Source organism: Hymenobacter baengnokdamensis (genome assembly GCF_008728635.1).
In the GTDB taxonomy this organism is placed as follows: Bacteria; Bacteroidota; Bacteroidia; order Cytophagales; family Hymenobacteraceae; genus Hymenobacter; species Hymenobacter baengnokdamensis.
Map to the genome: position 1 here is coordinate 4245784 of NZ_CP044285.1, position 19690 is coordinate 4265473.

At 59.5% G+C, this 19690-nt stretch carries 22 protein-coding genes; 16 read left to right on the forward strand and 6 right to left on the reverse strand.

Annotated features, from left to right (window positions below):
* Positions 1-18: 18 nt before the first annotated feature.
* The 6 genes from nuoH (at position 19) to F6X24_RS18100 (ending at position 4437) form a co-directional block, all read left to right on the forward strand.
* Positions 19-1116, forward strand: a complete 1098-nt coding sequence (nuoH, locus tag F6X24_RS18075) for an NADH-quinone oxidoreductase subunit NuoH (protein ID WP_151089324.1) — start codon at positions 19-21, stop codon at positions 1114-1116.
* A 17-nt stretch (positions 1117-1133) separates the two neighbouring features.
* The gene (locus F6X24_RS18080) at positions 1134-1406 is read left to right on the forward strand and encodes a hypothetical protein (protein ID WP_151089325.1); all 273 of its coding nucleotides are present in this window, start codon (positions 1134-1136) and stop codon (positions 1404-1406) included.
* 17 nt (positions 1407-1423) lie between these two features.
* Positions 1424-2008 (forward strand): NuoI/complex I 23 kDa subunit family protein, encoded by a 585-nt coding sequence (locus F6X24_RS18085; protein WP_151089326.1) that lies wholly within the window; start codon positions 1424-1426, stop codon positions 2006-2008.
* 123 nt (positions 2009-2131) lie between these two features.
* The gene (locus F6X24_RS18090) at positions 2132-2638 is read left to right on the forward strand and encodes an NADH-quinone oxidoreductase subunit J family protein (RefSeq protein ID WP_151089327.1); all 507 of its coding nucleotides are present in this window, start codon (positions 2132-2134) and stop codon (positions 2636-2638) included.
* Between the two features lie 90 nt (positions 2639-2728).
* The gene (locus tag F6X24_RS18095) at positions 2729-3772 is read left to right on the forward strand and encodes a phytanoyl-CoA dioxygenase family protein (RefSeq protein WP_151089328.1); all 1044 of its coding nucleotides are present in this window, start codon (positions 2729-2731) and stop codon (positions 3770-3772) included.
* 107 nt (positions 3773-3879) lie between these two features.
* Positions 3880-4437 carry a hypothetical protein gene (locus F6X24_RS18100; RefSeq protein WP_151089329.1) on the forward strand — a complete coding sequence of 186 codons (558 nt, stop codon included), beginning with the start codon at positions 3880-3882 and terminating at the stop codon, positions 4435-4437.
* A gap of 10 nt (positions 4438-4447) precedes the next feature.
* Here F6X24_RS18100 and aspS read toward each other — a convergent pair whose 3' ends face one another.
* Complete coding sequence (gene aspS / locus F6X24_RS18105; RefSeq protein ID WP_151089330.1) at positions 4448-6211, reverse strand: aspartate--tRNA ligase; 1764 nt, start codon at positions 6209-6211, stop codon at positions 4448-4450.
* A gap of 209 nt (positions 6212-6420) precedes the next feature.
* On the opposite strand from aspS, the gene F6X24_RS18110 reads away from it, so the two are divergent.
* The 6 genes from F6X24_RS18110 to F6X24_RS18135 all read left to right on the forward strand — a co-directional run bounded on the left by F6X24_RS18110 (position 6421) and on the right by F6X24_RS18135 (position 11317).
* Positions 6421-6864 carry a T9SS type A sorting domain-containing protein gene (locus tag F6X24_RS18110; protein WP_151089331.1) on the forward strand — a complete coding sequence of 148 codons (444 nt, stop codon included), beginning with the start codon at positions 6421-6423 and terminating at the stop codon, positions 6862-6864.
* A 112-nt stretch (positions 6865-6976) separates the two neighbouring features.
* The gene (locus F6X24_RS18115; RefSeq protein ID WP_151089332.1) at positions 6977-7525 is read left to right on the forward strand and encodes a hypothetical protein; all 549 of its coding nucleotides are present in this window, start codon (positions 6977-6979) and stop codon (positions 7523-7525) included.
* A 3-nt stretch (positions 7526-7528) separates the two neighbouring features.
* Complete coding sequence (locus F6X24_RS18120; protein ID WP_229725222.1) at positions 7529-7978, forward strand: nucleoside deaminase; 450 nt, start codon at positions 7529-7531, stop codon at positions 7976-7978.
* Between the two features lie 99 nt (positions 7979-8077).
* Entirely contained in the window at positions 8078-8686 is a 609-nt protein-coding gene (locus tag F6X24_RS18125; RefSeq protein ID WP_151089333.1) for a superoxide dismutase, read from the forward strand.
* A 188-nt stretch (positions 8687-8874) separates the two neighbouring features.
* Complete coding sequence (locus F6X24_RS18130) at positions 8875-10161, forward strand: nucleoside permease (RefSeq protein WP_151089334.1); 1287 nt, start codon at positions 8875-8877, stop codon at positions 10159-10161.
* A gap of 112 nt (positions 10162-10273) precedes the next feature.
* Complete coding sequence (locus tag F6X24_RS18135; RefSeq protein WP_151089335.1) at positions 10274-11317, forward strand: AAA family ATPase; 1044 nt, start codon at positions 10274-10276, stop codon at positions 11315-11317.
* 128 nt (positions 11318-11445) lie between these two features.
* On the opposite strand, the gene F6X24_RS18140 is transcribed toward F6X24_RS18135, so the two are convergent.
* Positions 11446-11853, reverse strand: coding sequence for a nucleoside-diphosphate kinase (locus tag F6X24_RS18140; RefSeq protein ID WP_151089336.1), 408 nt, complete (start codon positions 11851-11853; stop codon positions 11446-11448).
* A gap of 183 nt (positions 11854-12036) precedes the next feature.
* Here F6X24_RS18140 and F6X24_RS18145 point away from each other — a divergent pair, with 183 nt between their 5' ends.
* The 4 genes from F6X24_RS18145 to F6X24_RS18160 all read left to right on the forward strand — a co-directional run bounded on the left by F6X24_RS18145 (position 12037) and on the right by F6X24_RS18160 (position 15225).
* Entirely contained in the window at positions 12037-13092 is a 1056-nt protein-coding gene (locus F6X24_RS18145; protein WP_151089337.1) for a DHH family phosphoesterase, read from the forward strand.
* A 41-nt stretch (positions 13093-13133) separates the two neighbouring features.
* Positions 13134-14189, forward strand: coding sequence for an FKBP-type peptidyl-prolyl cis-trans isomerase (locus F6X24_RS18150; RefSeq protein WP_229725224.1), 1056 nt, complete (start codon positions 13134-13136; stop codon positions 14187-14189).
* A gap of 71 nt (positions 14190-14260) precedes the next feature.
* Complete coding sequence (locus F6X24_RS18155; protein ID WP_151089338.1) at positions 14261-14458, forward strand: hypothetical protein; 198 nt, start codon at positions 14261-14263, stop codon at positions 14456-14458.
* 53 nt (positions 14459-14511) lie between these two features.
* Entirely contained in the window at positions 14512-15225 is a 714-nt protein-coding gene (locus tag F6X24_RS18160; protein WP_151089339.1) for an FKBP-type peptidyl-prolyl cis-trans isomerase, read from the forward strand.
* Positions 15226-15280: 55 nt separating this feature from the next.
* On the opposite strand, the gene recO is transcribed toward F6X24_RS18160, so the two are convergent.
* The 4 genes from recO to F6X24_RS18180 form a co-directional block, all read right to left on the reverse strand.
* Positions 15281-16006 (reverse strand): DNA repair protein RecO, encoded by a 726-nt coding sequence (recO, locus tag F6X24_RS18165; protein ID WP_151089340.1) that lies wholly within the window; start codon positions 16004-16006, stop codon positions 15281-15283.
* 79 nt (positions 16007-16085) lie between these two features.
* On the reverse strand, positions 16086-18446 hold the full coding sequence (gene porZ / locus F6X24_RS18170; RefSeq protein ID WP_151089341.1) for a type IX secretion system anionic LPS delivery protein PorZ: 2361 nt from the start codon (positions 18444-18446) through the stop codon (positions 16086-16088).
* A 113-nt stretch (positions 18447-18559) separates the two neighbouring features.
* Positions 18560-19183 carry a thymidine kinase gene (locus F6X24_RS18175; protein WP_229725226.1) on the reverse strand — a complete coding sequence of 208 codons (624 nt, stop codon included), beginning with the start codon at positions 19181-19183 and terminating at the stop codon, positions 18560-18562.
* 185 nt (positions 19184-19368) lie between these two features.
* Complete coding sequence (locus tag F6X24_RS18180; protein ID WP_151089342.1) at positions 19369-19650, reverse strand: 2Fe-2S iron-sulfur cluster-binding protein; 282 nt, start codon at positions 19648-19650, stop codon at positions 19369-19371.
* Between the last annotated feature and the right edge of the window lie 40 nt (positions 19651-19690).

Genomic DNA, 19690 nt, shown 5'->3' on the forward strand with positions numbered 1-19690 from the left:
GCTAATAATCTGCATTTTATGCCTCTCGAATCTTTAGGCTGGCAAGGCCTCGTTATTTTGGTAGTTTTCGGCATCTCGCTGCTGATTGCTACCTACTGCACCTACGCCGAGCGCGTTATTGCCGCATTTCTGCAAGACCGCGTGGGCCCCGACCGCGCCGGCCCGTTCGGCCTCGCGCAGCCGCTGGCCGATGCCGTGAAGCTGTTTACCAAAGAGGAGTTTTTCCCCAGCGGCGCCAACAAGGCCCTGTTCATCTTCGGCCCCTGCCTGGCCATGATAACGGCGCTGATGTCATCGGCAGTTATTCCGTTCGGCAGCTTTCTCAAGTTCGGCGAAACGGTGGTGCACTTGCAGGGTATCGAGATTAACGTCGGAATGCTCTACGTCTTCGGCATCGTGTCGCTGGGCGTGTACGGCGTCATGATTGGCGGCTGGGCTTCCAACAACAAGTTCTCGCTGCTGGGCGCCATCCGGGCGGCTTCGCAGAACATCAGCTACGAGCTGGCGATGGGCCTGGCCCTGATTGCGGTGCTGATGATGTCGGGCTCGCTCTCGCTGCGCGACATCACCCTGCAGCAGTCAGTCCCCGGCGAGTGGCACTTCTGGAACATCGTGAAGCAGCCGCTGGGCTTTATCATCTTCCTGGTTTGCGCCTTTGCCGAAACCAACCGCACGCCCTTCGACCTGCCCGAGTGCGAGACCGAGCTGGTAGCCGGCTACCACACCGAGTACAGCTCGATGAAGATGGGCCTCTACCTGTTTGCCGAGTACGTCAACGTATTCGTAGCCTCGGCCGTGATGAGCGTTATCTATTTCGGAGGCTTCAACTTCCCCTTCCAGTACGAGCTGCGCGAGTGGCTGCACTCGTCGCGGGGCTTTTCTATTGACGCAGCGCAGAACATCATCGCCATCCTGGGCGTGGTCAGCGTATTCGCCAAGATTTTCTCGTTCATCTTCTTCTTTATGTGGGTGCGCTGGACGCTGCCGCGCTTCCGCTACGACCAACTGATGCGCCTGGGCTGGACGATTCTTATCCCACTGGCTATCTTCAACATCCTGCTCACGGGCGGCCTCATCACTACCGGCATCATCCCCGAAATCAAGCAGTGGTGGTAAGCTAACTTCGTAGCATCATGGCAGAAGATAATCGCTTAATCGGAATCATGGCCGAGCTGTTAGCCGAGGTGCATCACATGCGCACGGATAATAACGAGCGGCTCGATAAAACCAACGAGCGGCTCGACCGCCTGGAAAATCAATTGATTAAGAACACCGCAGCGGTTGGCGAATTGCGCTTATCCGTAATGCGTCTGGCCGACCGGGTGGAGGAAATTCATGAATTAGACCGCCGCGTTCGGGTGCTGGAAAATATTGTTCTCCCCAAACCACCGCTCCAAGCAGCTTAAGCTCCCGACTATCTACTATGCAATCGCTAAGCAACCGCGCCAAGAAACTGGAAAAGAAGCCGATGACGCTCGCCGAGCGCGCTTATCTGCCGGCGATTTTTCAGGGCCTGACCATTACGATGCGGCACTTTTACCGGGCCGCCACCAAGAAGCAGATTACCGTGCGCTACCCCGAGGAAACGCGCCCGTTTTCGCCCGTTTTCCGGGGCCTGCACGTGCTCAAGCGCGATGAGCAGGGCCGCGAGCGCTGCACCGCCTGCGGCCTGTGTGCCGTAGCCTGCCCCGCCGAAGCCATTACGATGGTAGCCGGCGAGCGGAAGAAGGGCGAGCAAAACCTCTACCGGGAGGAGAAGTACGCCGTCAGCTACGAAATCAACATGCTGCGCTGCATCTTCTGCGGCCTCTGCGAAGAGGCTTGCCCGAAGGCCGCCATTTACCTGCAAGCCGATAAAATGGCCCCGCCGCGCTACGAGCGCGACGAGTTCATCTACGGCAAGGACCGCCTGGTAGAGCCCGTATCGCCGGACAGTCGCTCGAAACGCGGCATTCAGCTCACGCCCGAGCAGGCTGATAAGTTACGCGGGCAAATGCAGCCGGCGTAACTTTCTCGCCTGTCATCCTGAGTAACGAAGCATCTTATCACGGCTGCCTTCCTCAGAACCAGTACCTACCCGAGCGTTGCGAGCCTGATAAGATGCTTCGCAGGTTCAGCATGACCCTTACCTATGTACCTTTTTCTCTTTCTGTCGTTCGTGGCCTTGTTGAGCGCGCTGGGTGTGCTGCTGGCTAAAAACCCGGTGCACAGCGTGCTGTTCCTCATCCTCACGTTCTTCACGCTCTCGGCCCACTACCTGCTGCTGAACGCGCAATTTCTGGCCGTCGTCAACATCATCGTGTACGCCGGCGCCATCATGGTGCTGTTCCTGTTCGTGATTATGTTCCTGAACCTAAACGAGGATACCGAGCCGCACAAGCCGGCTCTGGCCAAAATAGCGGCTACTATCGCTGGGGGCTCACTGCTGCTGATAATGGTAGCTGCGCTGCGCAACGTGCATCCTGCTGGCTACGATGCGGCCACTTTCGACTCGCAGATTGGTATGGTCGACCGGCTGGGCATGGTACTATTCAAGCAGTATTCGCTGCCGTTTGAGCTGGCTTCTATCCTGCTGCTGGCCGCGATGGTGGGCTCGGTGATGCTGGGCAAGCGCGAAACGGGCGAGCGGAATTTCTAGTACCTTTTGCTTTTGCCCTAAAAAGGCGCCTTCTGCTACTGCGGAAGGCGCCTTTTTTAGGGCCTTGGCTGTATTTTTCCGTTCTTAACTATGTCCATCATGCCAAAGCAGCTTGCAAGCACTAACCCAACCGATTGGGGGCAGCTAGGTATTCCGCACCTGAAACGCTTTTGGCAGCAGACGCTGGCCAAGCGCACTGGCGTCCTTGCTACCCCTAGCGAGCAAAGCTGGCGAGCCGACAACTTATTGCTGAACGGGCTAGGCTTGCCTTTACAGGAAGCCCTGCGTTACCTTATGCAAACTGGCCCTTCGCTGGCCGAGTTTGAAGAGTGGGTATTGGCCCGCAACGGTGGGCAACTCACAGCTTTGCAAGCCGGCCGGCTTCGCAGCGCTTTTACCGGCCAGCCCTACGATGAGGCCGTTATAGCCCCGCTACGTGCCCTCGATGCCAGCCCCGACGTGCTGAGTGCCGACGACCTGCAGCACTGGCAAGAGCAAGGCTACGTCATTTTGCACGAGGCCATCTCCAAGGAGCAGGCCCAGGCTACGGAAGCAGCCGTGTGGGAAGCCCTGGCGATGCACCCGCACAAGGCCGCCTCCTGGTACGAGAAGCCCATCGGCCAGGGTATGATGATGGATTTTTACCATCACCCCACGCTTTTGGCTAATCGGCGGTCGCTCCGCATCCAGAAGGCTTTTGCCCAGCTTTGGGGCACTTCCGACCTCTGGGCCACCACCGACCGCACTAGCTTCAACCCACCCGAAACGGCTAGCTATCGCCATCAGGGCACACCGCTGCACTGGGATATGAGCCTGCAACCACCCTTTCACTTTGGTACCCAGGGCCTGATTTACCTCTGCGATACGCCGGCTCACCAGGGAGCTTTCCGCTGCGTACCCGGCTTTCACCGCCAACTGGAATCGTGGCTAACCAACTTGCCCGCCGGCACCGACCCGCGCAGCATCGACCTGACCGGGCTAGCCCAGCCCATTGCCGCCGAGGCCGGCGACATGGTTATCTGGCACCACTTCCTGCCCCACGGCAGCAGCGCCAACAGCGGCAGCTACCCGCGCATCGTGCAGTACCTCAACATGTACCCGATGGATTTTAAAGAGAATGTGGATTGGTTGTAAATCAAATAGGCTTCCATTTGAATCCTAGCAAAATATTCTCTTACCAATTATGCAAATGGCAATGGTTTAGCATCTGCTATTAGCCACCTCACTACTGCCTTGGCTATATGAAGAAAATATACTTACTGACAGGCCTCTTGTTTCCTACCTATGCTGTCTCTTACGCTCAACAAAGTAATGCAGCACAGCACCACAAGGCTAATTATTTCTTACTTGTCAGTAAGTTTAAAGACAAAAAAAGTAAGCCTTTTTATTATCATCACAATGTCTATTTGCGTCGACACGGCCAGCTTATTTTTCCTAGCGACAGTTTAGGATTCTTGAAGTTTGACAGGTTAGTATCAACCGATACTGTTGATTTAGTTATTAAGTCTGGACAGCATATTTTTTCGCTTAATAAAATGGCCGTCTGGCGACTTCGGGATGGTGCTAATGTTGCCATCGGCACCATCCCAAAACTTTGGAAATTAAAGTCAATTGCCGAGCAAGACAATTACTTACCCGAAGATGCTGACTATACCGTATTCAGTACCCGGTATCGTATAGCTCCAGAAGGAAATACTATTGACTTGGCTAAAATTGACTCTCTCAAGCAGTTAGTCTATATTACTTGCTGTAGTTACAGCGGTTCGTGCCTTATGAGCTATCGGGTAACAAATAAGTAATTTTTGCTGCTTACTTCGCTACCACAGCCGTCTTGATACTCAGCTCCGTCAGTTGCTTATCCGAAATCGGCGAGGGCGAGTCTATCATCACGTCGCGGCCCGAGTTGTTTTTGGGGAAAGCGATGAAGTCACGGATGCTGTCGGCGCCGCCGAAGAGCGAGCACAGGCGGTCGAAGCCGAAGGCGATGCCGCCGTGGGGCGGGGCACCGTACTCGAAGGCGTCGAGCAGAAAGCCGAACTGGGCCTGGGCTTCTTCGGGTGAGAACCCTAGCAGCTCAAACATGCGAGCCTGCACGGTGCGGTCATGGATGCGGATGGAGCCGCCGCCTACTTCTACGCCGTTGATAACCAAGTCGTAGGCATTGGCGCGGGCCTGGCCGATGGTGGCGGGGTTATCGAGTAGGTGCAGGTCTTCGGGCTTGGGCGAGGTGAAGGGGTGGTGCATGGCGAAGTAACGGCCTTCCTCTTCGAGGTACTCCAGCAGCGGAAAATTGACGACCCACAGCGGGGCAAACGTGTCCTTGTCGCGCAGACCGAGGCGCTGGCCCATTTCGAGACGCAGCTCACTCAGTGCCTTGCGAGTTTTGTCGGCCGGGCCGGCCAGCAGCAGCAGCAGGTCGCCTTCGTTGGCATTGAAGGCAGTTTTCCACTTCTGCAGCTCTTCCTGCGAGTAGAACTTATCGACCGACGATTTTACCACGCCGCCGGCCTCTACGCGGGCGTACACGAGGCCGGTGGCCCCGAGCTGCGGGCGCTTCACGAAGGCGGTCAGCTCGTCGAGCTGCTTGCGGGTGTAGGCGGCGCAGGTGGCGGCGTTGATGCCCACTACCAGCTCGGCGCCATCGAAAACCGGGAAACCCTGGCCTTTTACCACGTCGTTGAGCTCCACGAATTTCATTTCGAAGCGCACGTCGGGCTTGTCGTTGCCGTACCAGCGCATGGCGTCGGCGTACTCCATGCGGGGCACGGTGGGAAAATCGAGGCTTTTGATTTCCTTGAACAGGTAGCGCACCAGGCCCTCGAAGGTGTTGAGAATGTCCTCCTGCTCCACAAAGGCCATCTCGCAGTCAATCTGCGTAAACTCGGGCTGACGGTCGGCGCGCAGGTCTTCGTCGCGGAAGCACTTCACAATCTGGAAGTAGCGGTCGAACCCCGACACCATGAGCAGCTGCTTGAACGTCTGGGGCGACTGCGGCAGGGCGTAAAACTCGCCGGGGTTCATGCGCGAGGGCACCACGAAGTCGCGGGCGCCTTCAGGGGTGCTCTTGATGAGCACGGGGGTTTCAACTTCGATAAAGTCCTGGCCGTCGAGGTAGCGGCGCACGGCTTGGGCCATGCGGTGGCGCAGCATCAGGTTGTTGCGCACCGGCGTGCGGCGCAGGTCGAGGTAGCGGTACTTCATGCGCAGCTCGTCGCCGCCGTCGGTGTCGTCTTCGATGAGGAAGGGCGGCAGCTTGGCCGGATTCAACACCGCTAATTTTTCGACGCGCACCTCGATGTCGCCGGTCGGGATGTGGGCGTTCTTGGAGTAGCGCTCGGCCACTTTGCCGGTAACGCTAATCACAAACTCGCGGCCCAGGGTGCGGGCGGTTTCGCGTACGGCGTCGCTTTCCACGCCTTCTTCGAGGGCCAGCTGGGTGATGCCGTAGCGGTCGCGCAGGTCAATCCAGAGGATGCCGCCCTTGTCGCGGGTGCGCTGCACCCAGCCCACGAGGGTGACAGTTTGGCCGATGTGTTCCTGGCGAAGCTCGCCGTTGGTGTGCGTTCTTAACATAAACCGCAGATTTAACGGATTTAACGGATTTCGCAGATACGCCTGCTGCGCAGGCTGGCTATCCTTGGGTGGGCGGGCCGCTTTTGGGGTGGGCCGCATGGGGGCAAAGTTACTTCGGGTTAGCAGGCTGAAATTGCCTGATTTGGTATGAAGTATGTAAAAGAAGGCGGCGTGCCCCTGGGCTCCCCTCCTTTTTTCTTTCTCCCGATATGAAATTCCTTCCTTCGCTGGCCCTGGCGGCCGCTTTGCTCACGGCCGGCGCGGCCCAGGCCCAAACCAAGGTCAAGACCAAAACCAAGTACGACGACGGTACTGCAATCAGGACCACAGGTCAGGCGCCGGCCCCGGTTACGCTCGACGGCCCCATCAAGCGCGTCGAAACGCTCTCCGGCATTGACGTTTTTCCCAAGCCCAATTCCAACAGCGTACTGCTCAGCTTTACGCAGCAGTTTACCAAGCCCGGTACGCTGGTGATGACGGACTATAAAGATAAAGTAGTTTATCAGCAGGCACTGGACCCGGCCGACAATACCGGCGCGCCGGTCGACCTGGGCCACATCCAGGCCGGCACCTATCTGGTGGAAGCCAAAACCGGCAACTACGTGTACTGGAAGAAGGTACGCATCAAGTACCCGACGGTAGTGCGCCGCTAGGCGGCCGTATTTTTTACCATAGAACGTCATGCAGCGCTTGCCGAAGCAGCTCCGCATGACGTTCTGGCTTTTCAAAAACCCCAACTGCGTATTCCCTACTTTTGCCCTACCTATGAAAATCCTTCCGCTGCTCGTCGCGCTCCTGGCGCTCACCAGCTTTGCCCCCAAACCCAGGCTGACGACGGTGAAGCTGGCGCCTGGCTTGTCGGTGGCGGTGCCGGTAGGCTTTGCGCCCCTGCCCGACCAGGGCATTGCTCTCAAGTATCCATCGCCGCGCAAGCCGCTGGCCGTGTACAGCAACCCCAGCGGGCGCGTTGACTACAGCGTGTCGGTACGGCCTACCACGTTTGGCCCCGATTATAACGTATTGCTGGCCATGTACAAAGCCAGCGTGCAGCGCCTGTATACCAAGGTCGATTTTCTAACCCAGGAAGTGCGCAAGGTCAATGGCCGCGACGTAGTGGCGCTGGAGTTTGTGTCCATGCTCAGCGACAGCCGCCGCTCGGCCGCCGCGCTGGCACCCATTAAGAAGTACGAATATATCGAATATGCTGTGCAGGGCCAGCAGCTGTACATTTTCTCCTTCTCGGCCCCGGCCGAGGAGCAGGCCCAGTGGCGCCCGGTGGCCCAGGCCGTGATGGCTGACATCAGCCTGAAATAGGTAATGTCTCCGGCCCTGCTGACCGACGACTATTTCATGCGCCAGGCGCTGGCCGAGGCGCACCTGGCACTGGCCGAGGGGGAAATCCCGATTGGGGCAGTGGTCGTGCTCAACCAAACGATAATCGGTCGGGGCCATAACCAGACCGAACGCCTGCACGACGTAACGGCCCACGCCGAAATGCTGGCCCTGACGGCCGCCGCCAATTACCTGGGCAATAAGTATCTGACAAACTGTATACTCTACGTTACCGTGGAGCCCTGCGTAATGTGCGCCGGGGCCAGCGCCTGGGCGCAGCTCGGCACGGTCGTATTTGGGACCGAGGAGCCCAAAACCGGCTACCGTCGGCATACGCTGGGCCTGCTGCACCCGCGCACCCAGGTGCGGGCGGGCGTGTGCGCCGCCGAATGCGCGGCCCTTATGCAGGCATTTTTCGGGGGCAAGCGCAGCTAGCTTACTTTTGGGCTCCCCAACCAGTTGCCGCAACCCCAGCGGCCCCTTGGGGGTTATACCGTCACGCTTCCCATCTTTTCACTTTAAAACATTCGCATCATGGCTTTTGAACTGCCCAAGCTGCCGTATTCCTACGACGCCCTCGAACCTACGTTTGACGCCCAAACGATGGAAATTCACCATACCAAGCACCACCAGGCGTACGTAACCAACCTCAATGCCGCTATTGCCGGCACGGCAATGGAAAACCAGAGCCTGGAGGAAATCCTGCATAACATCGCTACTGCGGCTCCGGCCGTGCGCAACAACGGCGGCGGGCACTGGAACCACTCGCTGTGGTGGACTATCCTCTCGCCCAACGGGGGCGGGCAACCCACCGGCGCGGTAGCCGACGCTATCACGAAGGCTTTTGGCAGCTACGACAACTTCAAGACCGAATTTACCAAAGCTGCCACTACGCGCTTTGGCTCGGGCTGGGCCTGGCTCTGTAAGCAGGCCGATGGCTCGCTGCAAATCTGCTCAACTCCTAACCAGGACAACCCCCTGATGCCCGATGCCGGCTGCAAAGGCTTCCCCATCCTGGGCCTCGACGTGTGGGAGCACGCCTACTACCTGAAATACCAGAACCGCCGGCCCGACTACATCGCGGCCTTCTTCAACCTCATCAACTGGGAAGAAGTAAACAAGCGCTACGCCGCAGCTAAGTAGGGCGCCCGTCGCCCGGCTTACAAAAAAGCTCTTCTGCTTCGTGCAGAAGAGCTTTTTTGGCTTTTAGCCCCGTCCGGCCGCCGGTCCGCCCGTGTTGCCCCGGCGCTACGCCAATTTCACGGTACAAACAGAAATCAGTGTAACTTTCGGCACAAAAGCCTTCCCTTAAACTTTAAAGCTGCGTCGGCATGAGCATCAAGCTGCGACTTACTATTCTGAGCTTCCTCCAGTTCTTTATCTGGGGCGCGTGGCTGATTACGATTGGCGCGTACTGGTTTCAGACCAAGCACTGGTCGGGCGCGCAGTTTGGGGCCATTTTCTCCACCATGGGCATCGCGTCCATTTTTATGCCCTCGCTCATGGGCATCGTGGCCGATAAGTGGGTAAATGCCGAGAAGCTTTACGGTGTGCTGCACCTGCTGGGCGGCGCGGTGCTCTGCACCATTCCCCTGGTTACGGACCCCGGCGTATTTTTCTGGGTGATACTGTTAAATATGATTTTTTACATGCCCACCCTGGCGCTGTCGATAGCCGTGTCGTACTCGGCCCTCAAAAGCCAGGGTATGGACGTGGTGAAGGACTACCCGCCCATCCGGGTGTGGGGCACCATCGGCTTCATCGTGGCCATGTGGACGGTGAGTTTGCTGCACATCGAGAAGTCGGCCAGCCAGTTTTACGTGGCGGCCGGCGCGGCCTTCGTGCTGGGCGTGTACTCGTTCACGCTGCCCAAGTGCCCGCCGCAGTCGGCCAACACCTCCAGCCAAAGCCTGGTGGAAATCCTGGGCCTGAAGTCGTTTGCCATCCTACGCGACCGCAAGATGCTCACTTTCTTCCTGTTTGCGCTGCTGCTCGGCGGCGCGCTTCAGCTCACCAATGCCTACGGCGACACCTTCCTGCACGATTTCGACCAGAATCCGGCCTACCAGGGCACGCTCACGGTGCGCTACCCGGCCATCATCATGTCGATTTCGCAGATTTCGGAAACACTGTTTATCCTGGCCATTCCGTTCTTTCTGCGGCGCTTCGGCATCAAGCAGGTAATGCTGTTCAGCATGCTGGCCTGGGTGCTGCGCTTCGGGCTGTTTGCCTTTGGCAATCCCGGCGGCGGCCTCTGGATGATTATCCTCTCGTGCATCGTCTACGGCATGGCATTTGACTTTTTCAATATATCGGGCTCTCTATTTGTCGAAACCCAGACCCAGCCCAGCATCCGGGCCAGCGCCCAGGGCCTGTTTATGATGATGACCAACGGCTTCGGGGCGGTACTGGGCAGCTCGGTGAGCGGCCTAGTTATCCAGCACTACTTCACCGATGCCGGCGGCAACAAGGACTGGCACGGCATCTGGCTCACGTTTGCCGCCTACGCCCTGGTGATTGCCGTGCTGTTTGTACTCATTTTTAAGCATAAGCACGAGCCGCAGCAACAGGCCACCAACGAAAATATGCTGACTGAGCCAGCTATATCGGCGGCTTAACCTTTCTGGTATACTTTACTACACTTATATTACTACTAATTTGGAAGACAATACAAATAAAACAGATTTTCCCTTGAAACACGGGCTGGCAGAGTACGGGCAATTTGTGCCTATGAAATGGTTTTTGGATTGGTTTTTGGAGAAGTTTGGCGAGCTGGCACACCGGGAGGTGTATCAGCTTGAAAACACGGAGGCCCGCCCCGAATTGCTGGAGGCACTGGCGAGCCTCCGACCACTAGCTGAAAGCACCGTTCTACGGCACGAGTTTTTTGCGGAGGTCGGGCGGCCCGCGCAGCTCCATCTGCTGGCTCTTACGCCGGGCCCGGGCGTGCTGGTGTGCTTCGAGGATGATGGCCCCTTTGATGAGCAAGGCGTGCAGCTGCTCTTCGCTCCTGGCGCCAATGAGGCGTTAGTGGCGCAGGTACGCGCGCTGCTGGTGGCACGGCTCAAGAGCAGCACAGCCGAGCAGACGCGCATAAGGGTGCTCCGCCTGCGGGGCAATGACCTTCATTTTTCACCGCTCAAACTCACTATTCCAGCCCTCGACCTCGCCACCAACTACAACGACGACCTGCTGCCGGTGCACGAGGCCATCGTGAAGCGCCTGCAAAAGCCCGACGACAAGGGCCTCGTGATACTACACGGGCCACCCGGCACCGGCAAAACCAGCTACATTCGCCACCTGTGCGGCCTTACCAACAAGCCCAAGCTGTTCATTCCGCCCAACCTGGCGCTGCGCATTGCTGACCCCGAATTTATCAACCTGCTGCACGACCACACCAACTCCATCCTGCTCATCGAGGATGCTGAGGAGCTCCTGACCAAGCGCGAAGCTACCGGCAGCAACGCCGTGAGCAACCTGCTCAACCTGAGCGACGGGCTATTGAGCGACGGCTTCCATATTCAGATTATCTGCACCTTCAACGCCGACCTGGCTCGCATCGACAAAGCGCTGCTGCGCAAGGGCCGGCTCATTGCCTCCTATGCCTTTGAGGCCTTGGCGCAGCCCAAGGCGCAAGCCCTGGCAACCACGCTCGGCCAAACGGCCCCGGTTACGCAAGCAATGACGCTGGCCGACCTCTACAACCGGGAAGACGCTACCTTCGTGAGCGAACCGAAAGGGTCGGGCCGCATCGGCTTTGGGCGGCCGGCCTAAGCTCGTCGATATAAGATTGGCACAAAAAAGGTCCACTTTGAGTACAAAGAAAAAGCCGCTCTGCGCACTGCAGAGCGGCTTTTTCGGCTTTTTTCCCATCTGTTATACCAGTGATGGGAGCAGGTAGCTTATTTGCCGAAAAAGAACTGGCCTTCAATTTGGGCATTCTCATCCGAGTCGGAGCCGTGCACGGCATTGGCCTCGATGCTCTTGGCGTACTTCTTCCGGATGGTGCCTTCGGCGGCCTGGGCCGGGTTAGTAGCTCCGATGAGGGTGCGGAAGTCGGCTACGGCGTTTTCTTTTTCGAGGATAGCCGCCACGATGGGGCCGCTCGACATGTATTTCACGAGGTCGTTGTAGAAAGGACGCTCCGAGTGCACGGCGTAGAACTGGCCGGCGCGCTCGGCAGTGAGGGTTACTTTCTGAAGCTCCACGATGCGGAAGCCGCCCTGCTCTATCATGCTCAGGATGCCGCCAATGTGGTTTTCGGCCACGGCGTCGGGCTTTATCATCGTGAAGGTGCGGTTGGTTGCCATTCTTTGGGAAATAAAAAAGAGTTGATTGGTGCCGTAAAGGTAGGGCCACCAAGCGGCAAGCACCCGAACCTTCCGGAGCAGGTTGGTTGTTGAAACCCAATTCATGCCGACCTTTGCCGGCCTGTTTGCTCAGCCTGAGCTATCCGCTACTTTTTTCGCATCCGTAGGCTATTTACGTCGTCGATGTTTCCTTCCGTATCCGAGTTGCAAGCTCTGCTGGCCCAGCCCCGGCAGATATTTATTACTACCCACCACAAGCCCGACGCTGACGCACTGGGCTCGTCGCTGGCCTGGGCCACTTATTTAAAGAAAAAAGGTCATTCGGTGACCGTTGTCACGCCTTCCGACTACCCAGGCTTCCTCAACTGGATGCAGGGCAACGACGAAGTCGTGATATACGAGCCCCGCCAGAACGACCGGCAGGTACGCGACCTGGTAAACCGCGCCGAAGTTATTTTTTGCCTTGACTTCAACTGCCTGGGCCGCATCAACGAGCTGGGCGAGTACGTGCGCCGGGCGCCGGGCACCAAAGTGCTCATCGACCACCACCAGCGCCCCGAGGCTTTTGCCGACCTCAGCTTTTCGGACGCCACGGCCGCGGCCACGGCCGAGCTGGTGTTTGAGATAATCCGGGCGCTGGGCGACCAGGCGCTCATCGACCAGGGCATGGGCGAAGCGCTGTACGCGGGCATAATGACCGATACGGGCTCGTTTCGGCACCCCAGCACCTCGCGCAATGTGCACCTCATCATCGCCGAGCTGCTGAACACGGGCATCGACCTGGCTTCGGTACACCGCCGCATCTACGACTCGCACTCCGAAATCCGGCTGCGCTTTCTGGGCTACATCCTGAAAGACAAGCTCGTAGTGCGCCGCGAATTCAACACGGCTTATATAGCAGTTACCAAAGATGAGCTGCGCGAGTACGACAGCAAAACCGGCGACACCGAGGGCCTGGTAAACTATGCCCTCAGCATTGAGGGCATCGTGTTCGCGGCGGTATTTATCGACCGGGGCTCGGCGGTAAAAATTTCCTTCCGCTCGGTAGGCGATTTCTCGGTGAGCGACTTTTCGCGCAATCATTTTGAGGGGGGTGGGCACCACAACGCTTCGGGTGGCGTGAGCACCGACTCGCTCGATGCTACCGTGGAGCGATTTCTGGGGCTGTTGCCGCAGTATCAGGCGCAGCTGGTGAGCACCCCGGCCGCGCCGGTAGCAGTTGCGCCGCCCGTAGCCTAACTTTGGGGCGCATTCGTCTCTACTCCAATTTTTCTGTTTTCATGCAGTTTTCTCTCCGGCCCGGCGTGGCCCGGCAACTGGCCCTGGCGGCTGGTGTGCTCAGCGTAGCTTCCTTCCTGTCTTCGTGTACTAAAGGTGGAGGCGACTTTGCCAAAACGAAGTCGGGCATCGAGTACAAGATTTTCAAAAATGTCGGCGGCAAGTATGAGTCGCGCGAGGTAGCGGGTGGCGAAGACGCCAGCTACAAAGACCGCGTGGGCAAGGTAATGTCGGCCCACATTGAGTACCTCACTTCGGGCGACTCGGTCATGATGAAATCGCGTGAGCGCCAGTTCGGCATTCCGGTGCGCATTCCGCTCGAAACCCTGACTGCCAAGCAAATGGGCGCTGAGCCCGAGGCTTTCTCGCTGCTCCAGCCCGGCGACAGCGGGGTATTCCGCTTCAATGCCGACACGCTGTACAAGCGCAATGCCCACCAGCTGGCCCCGGCTAACCTGAAGAAGAAAGGCAACTTTATTATCCTCACGGTGAAGGCCGTAGCCTTACAAACCCGCGACGCGGCAATGGCCGAAGCCATGGCCGACCAGCAGAAGATGATGGCCGAGCAGCAGCGCCAGATGCGCGCCTACGCCGCCACCCAGGACAAGGCCGATGACGCCGTGCTCCAGGACTACATCAAGAAAAACAACCTGACCAACGCCAAGAAAGACCCCAGTGGCAGCGGCGTCTACATTATCACCACGCAGCCCGGCACTGGCCCCAACGCCAAAGCCGGCCAGATTGTGACGGTGCAGTACCGCGGGCTGCTGCTCGACGGCAAGGAGTTTGATGCCTCGGCCAAGCACGGCGGGCAGCCATTCTCGTTCCCGCTGGGCCGGGGCCAGGTTATTCCGGGCTGGGATGCCGCGCTGGCGCAGCTCAACAAAGGCAGCAAGGCTACCATCCTCATCCCGTCGTCGCTGGCGTATGGCAAGCAGGGCTCGCCGCCCGCCATTCCGGCCAACTCGCCCCTGCGCTTCGATATCGAGCTCACCGACGTAAAGGATGCTCCGGCGCAGGCCCAGGCCCCGGCAATGGCCCCGCCGGCCGGCCGCTAGGCTTTAGGTTCGCTTTAGTTTGTATGCCGCCACGCCGTTCTGGCGTGGCGGTTTTATTTTACCCTTTGTCAATGCAACGCTTCCTGCTTTTATTGCTGCTGGCTACCGGCCTGGCCCTGGGGCCGGCTTCTGCCCAAACCACCCCGACCACCGGCTTCGAGCGCACGGCCAGCGGTACCGAGTATCAGCTGTTTCGGCGCGATGCAGCTGGTCATTATGCCCCCGGCCGCTGGCTCCGGCCGGCGATGCGCCCTATGCCAGCCGGGTAGGCCAGATACTGCTCATTTATATTCAGTACCGGACCGACCGCGATTCCTTGCTGATGGACTCGCGGCAGATGCGGCCCGAGCCGCTACCCGTGCCGCTGGGCCCCACGGTGCCGCGCGGCAGCATTGAAGAAGCCATGAGCCTGCTGCTGCCCGGCGACAGCGCCGTGTTTCGCTTCAATGCCGATACGGTGTTTACCAAGTCGTTGCGGCAGCCGGTGCCGCTGTTTATCAAGCGCTCGGGCAATGCCCTGCGCCTGACGGTGGCCGCCAAACAGCTCCTCACGCCCGCACAGATGGAGGCTCGCCAAAAAGCTATGCTCGACGAGCAGCAGCGCCAACTCAAGGCCCGCGCGGCCAAGCAGCTGGTGAAGGACGACGCGCTTATTCTGGCCTATATCAAAAAGAACAAGCTGACTACTAAAGCTAAGAAGACCCTGGGCGGCACCTGGTACGTGATTACGCTGCGCGGCAAGGGCGCACTTCCCAAAACCGGGCAAACGGTAAGCGTAAAGTACCGGGGCACGCTGCTGGCTACCGGCAAAGAGTTTGACTCGACTGCCAAGCACGGCAACACGCCCTTCGACTTCGTGCTGGGCCAGGGCCAGGTAATTAAGGGCTGGGACCAGGGCATTGCCGTACTGCCCAAGGGCAGCAAGGCCGTGCTGCTTATCCCCTCCCCGCTCGGCTACGGCGAGCGCGGCGCGGGCGGCGATATTCCTGCCAACTCAGTTCTGCGCTTCGAGGTAGAGCTGGTGGGGGTGAAGTAATGGTTAATGGCTAATGGTTAATATATTATTAACCATTAGTCATTAACCATTGACTCTACCCGCCGAGCACGTCGCTCAGGATTTCGAGCGACTTGATATCGCCCAGGTTTTCGACGTGGAGCTGGTAGTAGCGCATGAGCACGGCCAGCAGCTCGCGGCGCACCTGGCCATTGGGGATGGTGGCGGCGGCCGGCGTGCGGAGCAGCTCATCAAAGTAATGCTCAAACTCGCGCAGGCGTAAGGTGGCCGGGCCGCTGCTAAAGCCGCTGCCCGCCGGGGCCGCGCCGGCCATAGCTACCTGGTCAGTGATTTCGGCGCCGGTTTCGGCCCCAAAACCCAGATAGCCGGCCAGATGCAGCAGAAACAGCAGAGCAAAGTTTTCGACGCCCGCGTCCTGCTCATCGAATGCCAGAATGGAATCGTGCAGAAAGCGGAACAGCGCCGGGTTTTCCTCTTCCTCCCGCACCGACTTGCTCAGCACTTCCGACAGAAACAGCGCCACGCTGCTTTTGCGCATCTCGTAGGGCAGCGACCGAAACGGCTCGGCACAGCGAAACTCGGCCAGGCGCGTGAGGCCGCCGCCCTGGCGGGGCACGTAGGCCACCAGCTCGAGCAGCGTGAGCGGCTGAAACAGGGCAATGCGCCCCGGCGGCTTGGCGCGGCGCACCCCGTTTACGAGGTAGCTCTGCACTCCGCGCTGCTCGGTATAAACGCGGGCAATTATACTACTTTCACGATATTTGAGGTAGCTCAGAACAATACCGCGGGTTTTGATTAGCATTTGGTTGAGTTAAAAGTTATGAGTTATGAGTTGAGATTATGGTTAGCCCGCCGGCCAACTCATACCTGTTAACCCCTAACTACTTACTGAGTACGGCGACCTTGCTGACGCAGGTATTTTTGCCGTCGGCATCAGACGTAAGCACTAGGTACACGCCCGAGCGCACCCGGCGGCCGGCCGTATCGGCCAGGTTCCAGGTAACGGTGCCGCCAGCCGCGTGGGTGCTGTATACGAGGTGGCCGGCCACGTCGGTGATGCGTACCTGCGCATTATTGGCTACTCCGCTGATGCCCACCGTGCCCGCAAACTCGGGCTGGACGGGGTTGGGCCACACCTGGGCGCAGCTCGGCGCGCCATCCGTTACGCTGGCCGAGCCCTGGTAGCTGACCACGCCCGCATCGGTAGCCACGAATACCTCCCCGGTTTTGTCGTTCACGGCCACATCTACGATACTATTGCTGGGCAGCGGGCTGTTGGCCGTGGTGAAGTGCAGGAGCGCCTCCGAAGCCTTGTCGTTGAACAGCCACAGGCCATTGGGAGTGCCAAACCACTTGCGGTTGGCACCATCGATGGCGATGCAGCGTACCGTTTCGTTATAGAGCGTTGGAAATAAGCCGTTGCCGCTCTGCGCATTGGGCACGTTGAAGCTGGGCTGAGCCGTGTTCTGCGCGGCGGCGCTTACCACGGCACTGGCGTCGATGGAGGCTACTCCGGTAGCCGTACCAACCCAGATGCTCCCGGCACGGTCGCACACGACGGCATATACCAGGTTATTGGGCAGCTTATCAGCGGTGTTGAAGAAAAAGGCCCGCTGCGTAGTCGTATCGTACGCAACCAGGCCATTACCGCCCTTGCGCGATTGCGTAGCCCAGGGATTGCCGTAGGTATCGACCGTTACCCGGTCGAGGTTTTCGAAGCCGTTGGCCGGGCCCGCCTTCCAGGTAGCATTGGCCGGCTGAAAGCGGAACAGGCCCGGCACGTTGGCCCGCTGGTGCCGGTTTACTACCCACACGTACGGCCCGTTGGGGTCGGCCGCCACGTCGGTAACGCGCACGTAGTTCAGGTTGCTCAGGTCGGGGTCGAGGCTGCTGCGCAGGGGTGAGCCGGGGGTGCCGGCCGTAAACTGCCGGTAGTTGCCCGGCCCTTTCCATTCGAGCAGGCCATTGCCGTAGCTGGCCAGGTAGAGCGTGCCATCGGCCGTGCGGGTACCATGCGAGATATCGAGCAGATTGGGAAAATCGGTGGCCGAGGGGAAAGCGGTGGCCGTGTAGTTCGTCCACTGCCCGCCCTGGTACTCATAAAACCCATTACGACTGCCAAACTGCACCCCGCTGTCGCCCGAGTAGCCGCCGCTGAATACGTCAACGGTGTTGGTGGCCGCGTTGGCCAGTAGGCCGTAGGCCGCAGCCGTTTCGGGGGCGTTGGGCAAAATAACTTCGGGCGCGCTGGTAGTACCGGGCGCATAGCGCTGCATAGCATTATAGTAGCTGGCCACGTAGTAGGTGCCGTCGGCTTCGCGCAGCACGTCGTTTATCTGGCGGCCAGTGGCCGCCAGCGGCAGTACATCTACCACCATGCCAGTAGCGGCGTCGAAGCGCCGCAAGGGGCTGCCGTTGAAGGCCAGCAGCAGCTGGCCGCCGCTGGCCCGCAGCCGCAGCACCTCATTGCCGTAGCTGTTGGGCGAAGAGCGCCAGCGGCGGGCTGCCCCTACGCCGGCCAGGTAATCGACGCCCCGAAAGTTGCTGCCAGCCAGCACATGGCCCCGGTAGGCCGCCAGCTGCGTGTACGTCTGGCCGGGCTGCGCCGGATTGGGCAGCTCCTGCGTCCAGCTACCGTAGTCGAGCAGGTTTACCCCGGCGGCAATCCGGCCGCGCAGCACGCCCGCCGAAGTAGCCGCGTAAATAGTGTCGTGCAGCACAACAGTGGCGTAGGAAGTTATAACCTGGCCGCCCGCGCCAATGGCGCTGTACGTGTCGCGCACTTCCTGCCTGGCCAGGTCGAGCACCACCACGCCCAGGCTGGTACCGATGTAAGCCAAGCCGTTATAAATCTGAACCTGGTTGATAACCTTAGCCGTCTGGCTTTCTTTGCGCAACAGGTCGGTTATGTTGCGCACGGTGCCGTTGGAGCCCAGCAAATCGATATTTCCGCTGCGGTACACAATCACCAGCTGGGCCGAAGCCGAGTCGAAGGCAATGGCCGCCACGCCCACATCGCTCAGGCCATCGCGCCGCGACAGCAGCTGCGTGGTGTGTAGTTCTTTATTATATATATAAAAAGATGATTCATCAGCCACGTACAGCCGATTGCCGGCCTCGGCCAGGTTGAGCGGGTGCCGGGCGGGTAGGTGCAGCTGCCAATCGCCGTAGGCAGCTCCCTGGCCCCAGGCCCGGGCAGCACTCAGGAGGGCCAATAGCATCCAGGCGAAAAAACGAGGCATAGGCGAAGGTAATGGCAGTAAAACGTTTGCGGAGCAGGCTATTATATGTTTGTGCAGCTACCGGACCTGCTTGCTGGCGCAGCGGCTGCCTGGTAACTGCTAACCGACCCAACTTAGTGCGTGGCGCGGGCCACGTCGGGTCGGTGCGACTGCGCCGCCTCACCCGCCAGAAAGCAGGGGCGGCAGCGGGCCTCGTAGCTATCGGTTTCGCCCAGCAGAATCTGGTTAGCACTGGCGGCAATGCGATACGAGTAGGCCGCCAGCTCGCCACAGCACACGCATACGGCGTGCACCTTGGTGACAAACTCGGCCGTAGCCAGCAGTGCCGGCATGGGTCCGAATGGCCGGCCGAGGTAGTCCATATCGAGGCCGGCCACGATAACGCGGGTGCCGCCGTCGGCCAGCTGCCGGCACACCTCCACCAGCGACTCGTCGAAGAACTGGGCTTCGTCGATGCCGATAACGTCGGTGCTGCCGCCGGCCAGCAGCAGTATCTCGGCCGGCGACTGCACCGGCGAAGAGCGAATACTGGTCTGGTTGTGGCTCACCACATCCTGGGCGTGGTAGCGGGTATCGAGGGCGGGCTTGAAAATCTCGACCCGCTGCCGCGCAATGCGAGCCCTGGTGAGGCGACGAATCAGCTCTTCGGTCTTACCCGAAAACATGGAGCCGCAAATAACTTCCAGCCAGCCGCGGCGGCGCGGAAAATCGGACAGACGGCGGGGCTCGGTAAACAAGATGGAGTGAAAAGTTAGGAGTGAAAAGTCAGGAGTTGGGAAGCGCTGCCTGACTACTCGGCCAGCGAAAAGACGTTTACAAAGTACGGCACCGCCCGCTAATGCGCGGTAGCGAACGCCCCTGACCTCGCTCCTGCTTCAAAGCTTTCCGATTGGGAGCCTGCCGCCCCGCCCGCCCTGCTTTTCTAGTCAACTCCTGACTTTTCACTCCTAACCCTGGCCTGGCAGGCCAGCCGCTCGGTTTCGTGCAGGCGGCCGGCGGCCCGGTAGCGCAGCTCAGGCTCGGTGAGCGGCGCCAGCAGCTCGGCGCCGCTCAGCACGCGCACCCGGCAGGTAGTGCAGCGGCCTTTGGCCCCGCAGGCGTGCCACCAATCGTGGCCCGCCGCGTGAATGGCCGCCAGCACCGTAGTACCTACGGGCACGTTGAGGGGCGGGCCGGGCAGGCCCGCAATGGTCAGCAGGGGCATTTTGTGGCTAACTTGGCGCACGAATCCGGCCCCGCGGCCG